This is a genomic window from Streptomyces sp. NPDC057854 (genome assembly GCF_042797055.1).
GTDB lineage: Bacteria > Actinomycetota > Actinomycetes > Streptomycetales > Streptomycetaceae > Streptomyces.
The window spans coordinates 14,732-28,960 of the sequence record NZ_JBHVMF010000022.1 but is presented as its reverse complement, the minus strand read 5'-3'; the positions used below and the strand labels follow the sequence as shown (position 1 = coordinate 28,960).

The window sequence follows — 14,229 nt, the reverse complement described above, 5'->3', positions numbered from 1 at the left end:
ACGGTCAGGTACTGACGTGATCGAAGGTCGCGGAGAAGGTGTGCGCCGTGGTTCGCCGGACCGAAGATGTACACCGACGAACACACCACTAGCTCGGGGGGGAAAGCACGTGCACGACGAACAAAGCGGCCAGAGTCAGGCACTTGCACAACTGCGCAGGCGACTGAACGAGGGGATGCTCAAGGCTCGGCTGAATCAGACGGAGGTCGCCAGCCTGGCGGGTCTAGGGCGCACCACCGTGTCGGAGGCACTTTCCCCGGCCAAGCCTGCACCGTCCCCCCGGACGGTGCAGGAGATGGCCCGTGTGTTGAGGCTTCCGGTAAACGAACTCTTGGAGTTGCGGCGTACGGCAGAAGACACATCGAGCATGACCGTGGGCGACGAGGTGGGGCTGGGCCGCCCGATCGGTCGGTGGGATCCACATGAATTGGAAGTCCACCCCGCCGGTTTCCGTGAGTCCTCCTCGAGCCCGAATGCGCCTGCAGCTCGAGTGCTGCCCGGCTATGTGCGCCGCGAGCATGACCGGGTGCTGGATGAAGCGGTGCACGATGCCATGGGGGGCCACAGCCGGATGGTGGTGCTGGTGGGAACCTCGTCGACAGGGAAAACGCGCGCGTGTTGGGAGGCTGTGCAGCCGCTTGCGGAGAAAGGCTGGCGGCTGTGGCACCCCTTCGACCCGACTCGCGCGGAGGCTGCACTGGCGGACTTGTGCAGGGTCGGGCCGCGCACGGTGGTGTGGCTGAACGAGGCCCAGCATTACCTCGGCGATCGGACGGTTGGCGAACGGATCGCGGCAGCCGTGCACCAGTTACTGATCGACGAACAGCGTGGGCCCGTCCTGGTGCTGGGCACCCTGTGGCCCGAGTACGCCGCCGAATACACCTCCCTGCCCACACCTGGAAGGAAGGATCCGCACAGCCGGGTACGGGAGCTGCTGGCCGGCCGTACCTTCACGGTTCCGGATGCCTTCGACAGCACCGCATTGGCCACGGCCGCCGTGCTGGCCGAGCAGGGTGATCGGCTCCTAGCCGACGCCCTCACTCGCGCCCGGGACGGCGGACGGGTCGCCCAGGATCTGTCTGGCGCCCCCGAACTCCTGCGCCGCTATGAGCAAGCCACCCCTGCCGCGCGAGCTCTGCTGGAGGCGGCGATGGACGCTCGCCGCCTCGGTGTGGGACTCCAGCTTCCCCATGCCTTCCTGACCGACGCCGCCCCCGACTATCTCGACCAGAACGACTACGACCAGCTCACCGACGACTGGGCCGAACGCGCCTACGCACAACTCGCGGCACCGGTCCACGGCAAACAAGCCCCCCTGCGCCGCACCGCACCCCGACCTCCACGGCGCCCACCCATCCCTCCCAACGACGGTGAGCCCAGTGCGCCCCCTCTGGGACCGGCATTCCGGCTCGCCGACTACCTCGAACAGCACGGTCGCACCACCCGCCGCCACCTTTGCCCTCCTGACTCCTTCTGGCACGCTGCTCACACCCACCTCACTCACCCCGACGACCTGGGCAGCCTCACTCAAGCCGCTGAGTCCCGGCACCGCCTTCAGTGGGCTCACCACCTCCGCCACCGCGCCGCCGACCACGGCAATAGCAACGCTTTGACCTATCTGGCTGAGAGGAAGGAGGAGGCCGGAGATCGGGAAGCCGCCGAGAGCCTTGGCCGGCGGGCCGCCGCCAGAGGCTCCACCTATGGTCTGACCCGCCTGTCGTGGATGCGGGAGGAAGCTGGGGACTACGAAGCTGCCGAGAACCTTCTCCGACAGGCCATCAAGTACGGCAGCATCAGCGCCCTGGCTCATCTGGCTGCAAGGCGGGAGGAGGCAGGGGACAGAGAAGAAGCCGAGGCGCTAGCCCGGCAGGCCGCCCACCGCGGCGACACCTTCGCCCTTTCTCATCTGGCCACGATACGGGGGCGGGCCTGGAACTGGGAAGCCGCCGAGAGCCTGGCTCGGCAGGCCGCTGCCCAAGGCGACGTCTATGGTCTGACCCGCCTGGCGGGGATGCGGGAGGAGACCGGGAATCTGGACGCTGCCGAAAACCTTCTTGGATTCGCCGCCGACCACGGCAGCACCCATGCATTGGTCCGCCTGGCTGAGATCCGGGAAAGGGCCGGCAATTGGGCAGCCGCGGAGGACCTTCTCCTACAGGCCGCCGATGGCGGTGACCCGTTCGCCTTGTACGACCTGGCCATGAAGCAAGAGGAAGCCGGTGATCGGGAGGCTGCCGAGAACCTGGCCCAGCAAGCAGCCGACTGCGGCCACATTCTTGCCTTGTGCCGCCTGGCCGTGAAGCGGGAGGAGGCCGGGGACCGGGAAGCCGCCGAGAACCTTCTGTTACAAGCCGCCGACGGCGGTGATCCCCACGCCCGATATCGCTTGGTCGAGATGCGGGAGAGAGTTGGGGATCGGGAAGGCGCTGAGAGGCTTCTGCTGCAAGCCGCCGACCGAGGTGACGTCTACGCTCTCGCTCACCTGGCCGAGATGCGGGAGAAGGACGGGGATCGGGAAGGGCAGGAGAGCCTTCTCCTGCAAGCCGCCAACCAAGGCGACACCACCGCCGAGCCTGTTCGTCTGCCTTACTTATCGGAAACACTCAGCAAGCTGTGGCCATACGGTTTGAACGCAGACGGTATGCCAACACCTCCTTGGCAACTCTCGGTGCCCGCTCGGCATCGAGGCGTACCGCCGCCCAACTCGTAGGAATGCCCTAGCTTGCGCCCGAGCGCTCAGACTGGTCTAGGCCGTGTCCGACGGGTCGAGTGACTCGCCGAGGGGTGAATCGTTCCGCTTGGTGTGGGGCGTGGTGATCTCTCCGATGCCGAGTGGGCTCAGCTGGAACCGCACCTGCCGACGAACGTCGGACGAGGTGGGCGCTGGCACTGCCACCGGCGCGTGATCAATGGAATTCTCTTCCGGCTGCGGACCGGCCTGCCGTGGCGGGACCTGCCACCTCACTTCGGGAAGTGGCAGACGGTCTATGACCGGCATCGCAGGTGGTCAGCCGATGGCACGTGGGAGAGGATCTGGCGCGCTGTCCTCGCCGCTGCTGACGCCGTGGGCCGGATTGACTGGAGTGTGGTGAGCGTGGATTCCACGGTGTGCCGGGCTCATCAGCATGCTGCCGGGGCTCGTCGCCGGCCGGCCCGCGTGCCGGGGCGACGCCGCTGCCCCGCAGAGCATCGGTCCGACGAGGCGGTCGGCCGCTCGCGGGGTGGCTTGACGACGAAGATTCACTTGGCCAGTGACGGGAGCCGACGTCCACTGTCAGTTCTGATAACCCCAGGACAGTGGGGTGACGCTCCACAGTTGATCACGGTCTTGGACCGCATCCGCGTTCCGCGTCCAGCCGGTGGCCGTCCACGGACGAGACCGGACCACGTGTGCGGGGACAAGGCATACAGCTCGCGTCGAAATCGTCGGTACCTGCGACGACGGCAGATCCAGCACACGATCCCCGAGCGTCGAGACCAACGAGCCAACCGCCGGCGACGCGGGAGCCGAGGAGGTCGTCCCACTGCTTTCGACCGGGCCCGGTATGCCCGCAGAAACGAGGTCGAACGGTGCATCAACGCGCTCAAAGGATCCAGGGCCGTGGCGACTCGGTACGACAAAAGAGCCTACGTATTCCACGGCACGGTGACTCTGGCCGCGCTTCGCCTGTGGCTCCGCCCCTGACCTCTCAAATGCCTTTCCCGCAGTAGCCATGCCGATCAACTCAGTCGTCGGCCGCGACGAGGAGAGTGATCCGTCCAGCTGAGCGGTCGATGAGCACGAACTCGTGGAAGTGCTCGTGCACACGCCCCCAGTCGTGGATGGACTCATCCCCCAGCCCACTCAGGTAGTAGATGTGGTCGGCCACCGCCAGGCGGTCGAAAGCCTCCTGCTGCAGATCCGCCTCCAGATCGGCGGGCACCTCCCCGAACTGGTTCACCCACCCCCACAGGATGTCCGCGCTCCTCTCCCGGCCGACGGCTTCGTAGACGTCGGGGGCGACCAGCCTCAGCCAATACGGGCCGTGCCTGGATCCCTCCGGCAGGACTCCGCCGCCCGCGTAGTCGTCCCGGAACTGTTCATGCCCGATGAGTGCCGAGAGCAGTTCCTGAGCTTCGTCGGACTCAGCCGGGAACCGCAGATGCTTGATGTCGACCCACCTGTAACCGTGTGACCTCGGGTCTCGGAACTCGTAGTTCCGGAAATTGATGAAGGCACTGGCCTCATGGGTGAGCGGGTTATCCATAGCGCCACAGCTTAGAAGTCGAGCAACGTCACTCTACGGACCCATCGGACAGGCCCTAGAGCTCACGCCGCTCGGTGCTCGTCCAATACGGGTCCCTGAGGTCATGCCCGCATGGTGGAGGCTGCTCCGTACCCACGAAAGCGTTACCGGCTTGTTCGACACCCTCCTGCTGATCCGCCGGGCACGTGCAGATGAGAACTCCAGGTCGACTCGCGGGCGGCTACACAACGACGCCCACGACATCCTGCGTGCCGCCATCGTCTTCACCTCCGCCGGTCTGGATGCTTCGGTCCAAGCCCTGATCCGCGAGGCCGTTCCTACGCTCATTACCGGGCCCGGCACACCGAGGCTCAAGTACGAGACCTTCGTCTCTGAGCAGGCGAGAGCACCGGAGGTGGAAAAGGAATTCATACAAGCGCTCACGGCACAGAACCCCGCCGATGAATTGCGCGCGCTCTACATCGACAGCAAAACCAAGGCGAGCTTCCAGGGCAGCAGTGACCTGAAGGACCGGGCAGGGGCCGCCCTCGGCATTGCCAATGGACAGATCCCCAGCAGGCGGTTCAAGGCACTGAACACCTTCTTCACGGCCAGGAACGACGTTGCGCATCGGCTCGACATGGTCGATACCACCGCCCGGAGCAGGGTGCCCGTGAGAAGGAGTACTCGGGCCCAGCGGGACGTGCGGGACATGTGCGATCGGGCACTGCTGCTTGTTCGCGACATGATCAACGCGACGGCGGACAACTTGGCCGGGTATCGGTGACTGCGAGTGTCCTGGGCCCCTCGCCCACCGATTACGAGGGGCCCGGTGCTCGCTCACAAGCTGGCCCCGTCGGCCGATTTCGGCACCATCGGGGCTATACGGTGACGGCCCGGCCAGGGCCACTCGCCACGCACCGCTCGCGGCAACCGCGTCTGAGACGTAGACAGGAAGTGCAGCCCTGACGGTAGGAGCGGACAGGCTGCGCCCTGGTCGGGAGCCGTGCCATCCCCGAGCGGCACGGCTCCCGCCGTCGGCTGGGCACGAGGACGAGGTGTGCTGAAGCCACCCGTGGAGCCGATGCTCGCGCGGGCCAGGGAGACCGTGCCCGACCCTGGCGCCCTGGGGTCGAGGCTCGCCTTCGAGGCGGAGTTCGACGGGTACCGGTGTCTCCTGTTCACCCCCGCCGAGCCGGGCGGTCCGGTGCTCCTGCAGTCCCGGCGGGGCAGCCTGTTCCAGGAGCGCTTCCCTGATCTCGTACGCGCCGCCGTGCAGCTGCCCGCCGGCCTCGTTCTCGACCGGCGAGCTCGTGGTGTGGCACGAAGCGAGGCTGAGCTTCGAGGCCCTCCAGCGGCGCGCGGCAGCCGGCCGGCGCACCACCGAGATGCTGGCAGCCGAGTTCCCCGCCCATTTCGTGGCCTTCGACGTGCTCCAGGCCGACGGGGAAGAGCTGCTGGCCCAGCCGTACGAGCGCCGACGCGCCACTCTGGAGGCGCTCTTCGCCGACTGCGGGCTGGTGGCGCCGTGGACGTTGTGCCCGAACGACCGATCCCGCCGTCGCGCAGGAGTGGCTGACCGCGTGGACGGACGTCCCTGGTGTCGAGGGCATCGTGATCAAGGGACAGGGACAGCTGTACCTGCCCGGCGCGCGGGGGTGGTTCAAGGTCCGCCGGCGGCACACCACCGAAGCCAGACCGCAGATCCTCGTCCTGGGCCAGTACGACGACCACGGTGCCCTGCGCCCCATCGGCCGGACCGTACCGCTCTCACCGGATGCCGCCCGCCAGGTCGCCGGCCACCTTCGCCCGGCCCCGTCCGGCCATCTGTGGGCGGGAGTGCGGTTCTCCTCGTCCTGGGGCTCCCGCCGACCCCTGGAGGTGGTCCTCGTCGCGCCCGATCTGGTCGCGGAGGTGGATGCCGACACCGCCATCGATCGCGGGAGGTTCGTCCGCCCGCGGCTGGACGTTGCCGTCGATGACGTGCCCCGCTTCGGCGAAGGAACCGTCGCCGGATGACGCCAGGCGCTCCGGACCCGAACCGCACCTCGCCGTGATCGGAGGGCGCCGTCAGTTCAGGGCCGCGAGGAGAGGCGGGGCTGGCTGGCGCCGCTCCCGCGTAAGGGCTCGTGACTCGTGATTCTCATCAGGCGTCGCTCCAGTGGCCCGTCGGCCGGCCTTGACCTGCCCCGGACCCGGCCGGGTCACGAGCAGAACATGGCCGTGGAACATAGCTCGGTATCGCCGGTTGGCCAAACCGGCGATACCACGGAGTATTGATGGTCCACCGCCACGCCCTGCCCGTCCGTCGAAGGGAACAGACGACGACCACAGACCACCCACGAAGCGCGCACTGCCGACAAGGCGGCAGACGATCACGCCGCCGCGTAGCTCGCCCGGAAGAGTTCGTGTGCCCGTTCCACGTCCCTCGGCGTACGGAGCTGCACCTCCAGATCACCCGTCCCGTGGTGCCCGAGACCGGACACGTCCCGGGTGAAGCCCGGAACAAGATCGACATCTTTCGGGTCGACCTTCAGATAGACCAGGAGCTTGCTCCGCTGCGGCGGACACACGCAGGCGAAGTTCCGCAGCCGCTGGTACGCCCGGTACATCTTGCGCTCGACGCGGTTCACGCCGTCACCGAGACCGAGCAGCGCCTCGTCGACCGCGCTCGCCAACTCCGACATCGACGCGCCCTGGACGTCGGCTGCCGCCCGAGCAACCGCCTGCCGGCGAGTCTGGCGGGCCACCCGCGTACCGCTGCTGCCGGACGCCACGGTCTCAAGCCCGAGCAGATCGCCACCGAAGAGTCGGTAGCGGACCAGGTCGATCGCGCGCCGGTGCTCGCGCACGGCGTGCACGTCGTAGCGGGTGAAGTCGCCGGCGATGCAGATCAAGCGCGGACCGCTCCACAGCACCTGGGACGCGGCCGTCGCCCCGAGCCGGTCGCGGACCAGGTGCTCGAACTCGGCTCGGTGGTCCACCAGCCAGCTGAGATAGAACAGGCCCTGGTTGATGACGCCGGCGTCGACCCCTCGCTTGTACTCGACGATGACCGGCGATCCGTTCTCGTCCAGCCCAAGCGAGTCGATCCGGCCGCCGTGGACGGGTCCCGTGCCGTACTCGCTCGCCAAGAATCGGACGCCCAACAGCGTCTCCATGTTCTTCTCGACGAGACCCTGTACATCAGCCTCGACCTCGGCAAGACGCGGCGTGACCTCAGTCACGCCGCTTTTCGTTGCGTCCGTACGGAACAGCTTCAAGCCAACCACCCCCCATATCGCGTGGGAGATCAACAACGTCGGGCGGGCGGAGATTTGTTTCCGCAACGGCCGTTAACCCTGTGAAGAACGTGTGCGGAAGAGCCTCCCGAGCCGGGATCAGCAACCGCCGACTCATGCCCGCACCCCTACATGCTCGCGCGGCCCGTCGGCATCCAGCACGAATCCAGCACGGTACGGAGTATGAGGGGTGATGACAGGTGACGAGAGGTCAGAAAATCCAGCACCTATCCAGCACGGTAGAAACGAAGGGGCCCGACCCCGAAGAGTCGGACCCCATCTGACCTGCATGTTTGCCAGATCATCAACGTGGTGCTATGTGACGCACTACACGTTGAAGCGGAACTCCACCAGGTTCTCACCTTGGCTGGCGCACCTCTCGCCTTCCACTCGAGTCCCGCAACTTGCCCGCACGAAAGCCTTCGCAGTGCACAGTCGGATATGACAGACGTCTACGCAGAGTTGCGCCCCTCGGAGCCGTCAGGGCTCTGGTGGAGCGGCCGAGGATCGACACGGGGCCGCATTCATGCGAAGACCACCTAAGCGAACAAGCTGCTCTGCGTCCGCCGGCCGATCTCGGCCGCACGCCCCGGCCCGCATGACACGTTCATTCATCCGCGGCGAACTGGCCTTGCTTCCCTCGCCAGCCCACCTATCCGACTCCAGCTGTAGGCCGACGTCCGCGGCTCACGACGACGCCGGGACCTCTCCAGCCTGGCGTCCGCGAAGGGACGAGCCCGGAAGAGCGGACGCACGTCAAGCGCCTCGCCGAGGGCACTTCACCACCCCGTACTCTTTCCGCCGTATGGCCGGTGTCACGGGATCGTCAGCACCTGGCCGACGTCCACCTGGTCCGGGTTCTCGATGCCGCTGGCGGCGGCAATGTCGTGGTAGCGGTTGCCGTCGCCATAGAAGCGTTCGGCGATGTCCCAAAGGGTGTCGCCGGGCTCGACGGTGTAGGTGCGCGGCTCGGGGATGTACACGGCCGCCTCTTCAGCAACCAGTTCTCCAGACGGTTCCTCGACGATGATCGGGGCGTCGGTGTGCGAGTCCGATGCCCACAGCGCCCGGCCGTCCACGGCGTAGAGCACCACGTTGCGGTCCGCCTGGATGACCAGTCGGTCGATGTCCTCTCCGTCGGTGCCGGTGGCCCACACGGGGCCGTCATCGGTGTAGAGGACGAAGTTGCCGTCGTGCTGGAGGACGGCCCGCTGGACTCCCTGGTCGTGAGTGTCAGTCGCCCAGACGCTGCCGGTCGGCTCTGACAGCACCAGGTTGCCGTCGCTCTGCAGAGTCAGGATGTAGGCGCCCGTCTCAAGGGACTGGCCGAGTCCGAGTTCATCCCCCGGGTACAGGGTGTCGCTCATGGATCTACCTTTCAGGCGGCGAAGCGTTCGTCGCGCGATATCGATGGGAGAAGCTGCTGCTGGAGCACAGCCGCCCGCCCTCTTCAAAGACGGCCACCGTCCGAGTTGCCTCGTGGCAGGTGGAGACCTGCGGCCTCTACAACGAAATCGGCGCAGGACGATGCGGCTTGCAGGGCCTACGGAGGGAGACTTGCCTCGATAGTCACGCAGTGAAGGGTGAGGGTCTCGCTTGTCCCCCTCGGCCTCTGCTCAGGACCGTGGAGTGTCGTGGTCGGCTTGGGGGACGGGTCGGCTGGTGATGTCGCCGGGGGCGGCCTTGATGACACGCGGGACCACGGGCTCGGTGGGCGGCGTATCGGCTGCGGTGGGTGGCGCGGGGTCCGGGTCGGACTTCATCGCCTGGGCCTCGCTCTTGAGGATACGGGCGGATTTACCCATGGAACGGGCGAGTTCGGGCAGCTTCTTGGCGCCGAAGATCAGTATGACGACGATGAGCAGGATGGCGAGTTCGCTGATGCCGAACATGGGTGTCCGTCTCCCTCTCTGCGGCAGGTGGTGGTCAGAGGTGGCTGGAGATGGCTGGCATCAGGTCCTGGAAGGTTCGCCCGTTGGCCGGCTCGCCAATGGCGGACATGCTCCATCCGGTGCCCGCACGGTGGACCTTGGCCATGATCTGGGCGGTGTACGACCCGCCGCCGGAGAGGGTGTAGCGGGCGAGTTCCTGGCCGGTGTTCTCATCGACGAGGCGACAGAAGGCGTTGTCCACCTCGGTGAAGGTCTGACCGGTGAAGGAGTTGACGGTGAAAACGATCTGGTCGACGTGAGCGGGCAGGCGGAGCAGGTCCACGAGGATCGACTCGTCGTCACCGCCTTGACCGGCGCCGCCAACGCGGTTGTCGCCGGTATGGCGGACGGATCCGTCGTCACTGACCAGGTGCTGGAAGAAGACGACATCGACCGGTTCGGTGCCAGCGCAGAGGACCGCGGAGGCATCGAGGTCGATCTCCTTGGCCGTGAGCCGGGCGAGGAATCCCTTGCGGGGCGTGGCCTGCCAGCCCAGCCCCATGCGTACGACGCTCAGCTTCCCGCCGTCGCTCTTCTCCAGGCTGATCTGCTGGCCCTTGGTCAGCGTGATTCCCACCGGTTCCTCCTACTGCACGGGTCGGGGCGCCCCGGCCAATGGCGGTCGGTGGCAACCCACACGAATCTACAGCACTGTAGAAGCTGGCGCAGGTAGGCATTCGGCTTCTGTGGCATGCCACTTGACCGGATCCTCGCGGACGCAGGCCACTTCCGGCCGACGGGCCAGCCCTTGGACGGGTCGGCGGCCGCGGTGAAGTCCGGCCGGCCCCCACCGCGGCCCGTGCGTCGAGTCGAGGGCGACGGGTTCTGCGGCTGAAGCTGTCGGCGCAGGAACGGCAGCAGTCCGCGCTCCAGGAGGGCGTTGCGCCACGCCGCATGGGCCTGAGCGGACGTGAGCCCATCAACCTCGCCGCAGGCGGCACGACGCCGGACGGCACTCACCACAAGCCCGGCGGCGACGGCCCCCGCCACAAACGCCGCCGGGACGAGTGCCGCCCAGCCGGTCTGGATGAGCGAGGCCACGAGGGTTCGTTGGACTTCGACCAACTGGAGGAGATACCCGAGGATGAGAAAGATGATTGCCGCCGCCGCGGACAGGACGGGGGTGATGACCGCCAACGCTGTCAGCAGCCCGCGCCCGGCTGTCACCGGATGGGGCGGGTTCCCTCCCGGCATTGCCGATGCCCTCGCGTCTGCGGCTCGCAGCCGTCGCAGCGTGGCGTACTCGGTGGAGGCCACGGCGGCAATGGCGTCGGTCGCAGCGAGTGCAAGATTGCGTATTTGATCAGCAGTGACGGGGGCGCTCAGCCGAGCGAGCGCCTGACGGATGTCGGGTACGGCGAGGGCCTCACGCATTACGCCCTCGAAGGCGGCCCTGCCTGCGACGTCGAGGTGGACCGGCTCGGTGGCCATAAAGATCCCCTGCTGTCAGCGGCATGCTCGGTCGCGCTGTCAGGACGGCGCAGGGAGCGAGGCGGACGGTTGGGGCCGCGGGCGGGATAGAGGTGTTCTCCGGTTCGCCCGCGGCGGTGGGGCGGGTCAGACGCCGACGCCGAAGTCGGCGGCGATACCGGCCAGGCCGCTGGCGTAGCCCTGTCCGACGGCACGGAACTTCCATTCGGCGCCGTTGCGGTAGAGCTCGCCGAAGACCATCGCGGTCTCGGTGGCGGCGTCTTCGGAGAGGTCGTAGCGGGCGAGTTCGGCGTTGTCGGCCTGGTTGACGACGCGGATGAAGGCGTTACGGACCTGGCCGAAGCTGTGGCCGCGGCTCTCGGCGTCGTGGATGGAGACCGGGAAGACGATCTTCTGGACATCGGCGGGGACAGTGGCGAGGTTGACCTTGATGGCCTCGTCGTCACCCTCGCCCTGGCCGGTGAGGTTGTCGCCGGTGTGCTCGACGGAGCCGTCCGGGCTGGTGAGGTTGTTGTAGAAGATGAAGTGCCGGTCGGAGGCGACCTTGCCGGACTCGTTCACCAGCAGAGCGCTGGCGTCGAGGTCGTAGTCGGTTCCGGTGGTCGTGCGTACGTCCCAGCCCAGGCCGACCACGACGGCGGTCAGTCCCGGGGCCTCCTTGCTGAGCGAGACGTTGCCGCCCTTGGAGAGGCTCACACCCATGTCGTATCCCTTCACGTGGCGAAGGCCGGGCCGCTGGCCCAGCCGCATTCATGACAGGGCATCAAAACTACAGCACTGTAGAAGTTTCTGGGGTGCTCCTCGCCGCGCGAAGGCACGCCTTGGGTCCCGGAGGGGGGTGCGTGCCACTCAGCCGCGGAGCCCTGCGTAGTCCGGGCCCAGGGTGAGAGTCACCGCGCCGGGTGCGGCCGAGGGATCGGCCTGGGCGACGGCCGGGTTCCTGAGGCGGGAGGCTAGGGCTTCGGCCTGGCCTTCGAGGCCGGGTAGATGGATGACGGTCGTCTTACGCGCGGGTTCGGATGCGTTGGCAGTTGCGGAGACGGTGTAGCCGGCCGTGCGGAGCTGGGCGGCGACCTGGGCGGCCTGGCCGGGCGTACCGGTGCCGTTGAGGACTCGTACCGTGATCCCGCGGGCGGGGAGGGGATCGCCTGCGGTGAGCTGTTCCTTGCCGATCTCCTGGTCGTGAGCCAGGGCTGTGAACAACGTCTGGGCTTGGGGGTATCGCCAGGAGATGTTGGCCTTGTCGGTGGGGACGTCGAGTTCCCGGGGGTAGTTCGGGACCGTGAGAAACGCCATGCGGTCCTCGGGTATGTCCTTGAGGCTGGAGGCGAGGGCGGACAGCGGCTTGATGCCGGCCAGGTTCTCGCTGGTGGTCAGCGATCCGGTCGCCGCGTCCAGGAAGGCGTAGAGGTCGGCGGGGCTAGAGAGTTTCTGCTGGGCTTTGGCAGCCAGGGCCTGCATGAACTCCTGCTGGCGTCCGATGCGTCCGATGTCGGATCCGTCGCCGATGCTGTAGCGGGTGCGTACGTAGCCGAGGGCCTGTTCGTCCTTGATCGTCTGGCAGCCGGCTTCCAGGTCAAGGTGGGCTTTCTTGTCGCGGATGGCCTGTTCGGGGCAGATCTCGATGCCGTCCAGGGCGTTGACCATGCCTTTGAAGCCCTGGAAGTCGAGCGAGAGGAAGTCGTCGATGCGCAGGCCGGTGTTGTGCTCGATGGTCTTGATGGTGCAGGCGGCGGCCGAGCCTATGTCGCCGGTGGTGCCGCCGGCGGCGAACGCAGCGTTGATCTTGAAGTGGTGCGGTTCGGAGCGGGTGCCGTCGCCCTTGTCGCAGGAGGGTATCTCCACCCAGGAGTCGCGGGGCAGGGAGACGATGGCCGCCCATTCACGGTTCGCGGCGATGTGCAGCACCATCAGGGTGTCGGACTGCATGGTGGTCAGGCTCTTGCCGTACTTGGCATTGCCGCCCGCGCGGCTGTCCGAACCGACGACCAGGATGTTCTTGGCGCCGGGGCTGAGATTCTCCGGGCGGTCGCCACCGATCTTGTCGTCGACGGCGGCGGAGTGGATGTTGCCGTCCAGGCTCTGGTAGAGCCAGACCGCTGTGCAGCCCGCCGCGACGAGCAGCAGGGCGAGTACGCCGCCGCTCCAGGCCAGGATCCTGCCGCGCCGGGTCAGGCGTCTCCGGGTGCGCCGGTGCCCTCGCGGCCGGGCCGCCGCACTACCGGCGTGCTTGTCCACATCTTCTCCTCCGTCGCCCGTCCGCCCGGTCCCCACGGACCTCTGACCGCATGGGCGCGTTGCGCCTCTGAGGACGCGATTCCTTATGGGCAGAACCAAGAATCTACAACGCCGTAGAACTATGGTGGAGTGGAGGGCGCCCGAAGTACGCACGCGGACGGCGCGCTCGGTCGCGTTTCCGGCCACGACGATGCGTGGGGAGCGGGAAATGGTCAGCAGACAGAGCGGGTCGGCTGCGGACGGCCGCTCCCGCCGCGGGCCGGGGGAGCTTGAGGCAGGTGTCCTGGCGGCGCTGGGCTCGGCCCCGGGGCCGGTGGCGGCTAGCTAGGTGCGTGAGCAGGTCGATCCCGGCCTCGCGAGCACCACCGTGATGACCGCGCTGGCCAGACTGCGGGTCAAGCGGGCCGTGGTCCGGCGCCATGACGGCCGCTGTTACGTGTGGAGTGCGGTGCTTGACCCTGCCGGGCTCGCGGCGTGGCGCATGCACCGGGTCCTCGATGGTGGATTGGATCGACAGGCGGTGCTCAGCGAGTTCGTAGCGGGTCTCTCCTCTGACGAGGGACGAGCCCTCCAGCATCTGCTGGACAGCGTCGTGCGGCGGGAGGCCAATCCGACAGCCGACGTGGACGGCGGGGAAACGGAAGGTGATGGGTCGGTGGCGGGCCAGTACGATGAACCGCCCCCTCGGCGGAAGGCGGGGCAGACAGGCGGGAGGCCAAGGGCATGACGAACCACAGCGCTGCCGGGAACGCGCCGCGTCGGCGGGGCCAGGGCGAGCTTGAGATCCAGGTTCTGGCGGCTCTGCGCGAGGCGCCCGGTCCCGTCGCGGCGGCATGGGTCCAGGAACGTCTCGGTGGCGATCTCGCCTACACCACGGTGATGACCATCCTGACCCGGCTGCACGCCAAGGGCGCGGTGACCCGGGAGCGGGCGGGGCGTTCGTTCGCGTGGACGGCGGTCGCCGACGAGGCCGGACTCGCCGCGCTGCGGATGAGAAGGGTCCTGGACTCCGAGGCCGACCGTGAGGCTGTGCTGGCGAGCTTCGTGACCGCGCTCTCCCCTGGCGACGAGCGGCTGCTGCGTGCGCTTCTGGCCCCCACGCCGCGGGAGGAGGAAGACTAG

The 14,229-nt window shown here is 67.6% G+C and carries 14 protein-coding genes and 1 pseudogene; 7 read left to right on the top strand and 8 right to left on the bottom strand.

Annotation, left to right across the window (positions count from 1 at the left end; genetic code table 11):
* Nucleotides 1-109 precede the first annotated feature (109 nt).
* Together ACFVQZ_RS27625 and ACFVQZ_RS27620 are read left to right on the top strand one after the other, a co-directional pair.
* Nucleotides 110-2,710 carry a hypothetical protein gene (locus ACFVQZ_RS27625; protein ID WP_383627074.1) on the top strand — a complete coding sequence of 867 codons (2,601 nt, stop codon included), beginning with the start codon at nucleotides 110-112 and terminating at the stop codon, nucleotides 2,708-2,710.
* A 93-nt stretch (nucleotides 2,711-2,803) separates the two neighbouring features.
* Nucleotides 2,804-3,685, top strand: a complete 882-nt coding sequence (locus ACFVQZ_RS27620; protein ID WP_383627071.1) for an IS5 family transposase — start codon at nucleotides 2,804-2,806, stop codon at nucleotides 3,683-3,685.
* A gap of 40 nt (nucleotides 3,686-3,725) precedes the next feature.
* Here the strand turns inward: ACFVQZ_RS27620 and ACFVQZ_RS27615 are convergent, their stop codons facing one another.
* The gene (locus ACFVQZ_RS27615) at nucleotides 3,726-4,247 is read right to left on the bottom strand and encodes a hypothetical protein (RefSeq protein WP_383627068.1); all 522 of its coding nucleotides are present in this window, start codon (nucleotides 4,245-4,247) and stop codon (nucleotides 3,726-3,728) included.
* A 151-nt stretch (nucleotides 4,248-4,398) separates the two neighbouring features.
* Between ACFVQZ_RS27615 and ACFVQZ_RS27610 the strand changes: the two genes are divergently transcribed.
* From ACFVQZ_RS27610 to ACFVQZ_RS27600, 3 genes and pseudogenes are all read left to right on the top strand, one after another.
* Entirely contained in the window at nucleotides 4,399-5,013 is a 615-nt protein-coding gene (locus tag ACFVQZ_RS27610; protein ID WP_383627065.1) for a hypothetical protein, read from the top strand.
* 526 nt (nucleotides 5,014-5,539) lie between these two features.
* A pseudogene (locus ACFVQZ_RS27605) lies at nucleotides 5,540-5,671 on the top strand (ATP-dependent DNA ligase); the annotation flags it as partial.
* Between the two features lie 169 nt (nucleotides 5,672-5,840).
* Nucleotides 5,841-6,245: a hypothetical protein gene (locus tag ACFVQZ_RS27600; RefSeq protein ID WP_383627269.1), complete on the top strand. Its 405-nt coding sequence runs from the start codon at nucleotides 5,841-5,843 to the stop codon at nucleotides 6,243-6,245.
* A 356-nt stretch (nucleotides 6,246-6,601) separates the two neighbouring features.
* Here ACFVQZ_RS27600 and ACFVQZ_RS27595 read toward each other — a convergent pair whose 3' ends face one another.
* From ACFVQZ_RS27595 to ACFVQZ_RS27565, 7 genes are all read right to left on the bottom strand, one after another.
* On the bottom strand, nucleotides 6,602-7,498 hold the full coding sequence (locus ACFVQZ_RS27595; protein WP_383627062.1) for a DUF5655 domain-containing protein: 897 nt from the start codon (nucleotides 7,496-7,498) through the stop codon (nucleotides 6,602-6,604).
* 824 nt (nucleotides 7,499-8,322) lie between these two features.
* Entirely contained in the window at nucleotides 8,323-8,874 is a 552-nt protein-coding gene (locus tag ACFVQZ_RS27590; protein ID WP_383627059.1) for a LysM peptidoglycan-binding domain-containing protein, read from the bottom strand.
* 249 nt (nucleotides 8,875-9,123) lie between these two features.
* A complete protein-coding gene (tatA, locus tag ACFVQZ_RS27585; protein WP_383627056.1) occupies nucleotides 9,124-9,399 on the bottom strand; it encodes a Sec-independent protein translocase subunit TatA in 276 nt (91 codons plus the stop codon).
* A 34-nt stretch (nucleotides 9,400-9,433) separates the two neighbouring features.
* Nucleotides 9,434-10,015, bottom strand: a complete 582-nt coding sequence (locus ACFVQZ_RS27580; RefSeq protein WP_383627053.1) for a TerD family protein — start codon at nucleotides 10,013-10,015, stop codon at nucleotides 9,434-9,436.
* A complete protein-coding gene (locus ACFVQZ_RS27575; RefSeq protein WP_383627049.1) occupies nucleotides 10,000-10,869 on the bottom strand; it encodes a hypothetical protein in 870 nt (289 codons plus the stop codon). The genes ACFVQZ_RS27580 and ACFVQZ_RS27575 overlap by 16 nt, the downstream gene beginning before the upstream one ends.
* Nucleotides 10,870-10,995: 126 nt before the next feature.
* Nucleotides 10,996-11,571 (bottom strand): TerD family protein, encoded by a 576-nt coding sequence (locus ACFVQZ_RS27570; protein ID WP_383627046.1) that lies wholly within the window; start codon nucleotides 11,569-11,571, stop codon nucleotides 10,996-10,998.
* Nucleotides 11,572-11,718: 147 nt separating this feature from the next.
* Complete coding sequence (locus tag ACFVQZ_RS27565) at nucleotides 11,719-13,107, bottom strand: LCP family protein (RefSeq protein ID WP_383627043.1); 1,389 nt, start codon at nucleotides 13,105-13,107, stop codon at nucleotides 11,719-11,721.
* A 328-nt stretch (nucleotides 13,108-13,435) separates the two neighbouring features.
* On the opposite strand from ACFVQZ_RS27565, the gene ACFVQZ_RS27560 reads away from it, so the two are divergent.
* Complete coding sequence (locus tag ACFVQZ_RS27560) at nucleotides 13,436-13,834, top strand: BlaI/MecI/CopY family transcriptional regulator (RefSeq protein ID WP_383627041.1); 399 nt, start codon at nucleotides 13,436-13,438, stop codon at nucleotides 13,832-13,834.
* Entirely contained in the window at nucleotides 13,831-14,229 is a 399-nt protein-coding gene (locus ACFVQZ_RS27555) for a BlaI/MecI/CopY family transcriptional regulator (RefSeq protein ID WP_383627038.1), read from the top strand. The genes ACFVQZ_RS27560 and ACFVQZ_RS27555 overlap by 4 nt, the downstream gene beginning before the upstream one ends.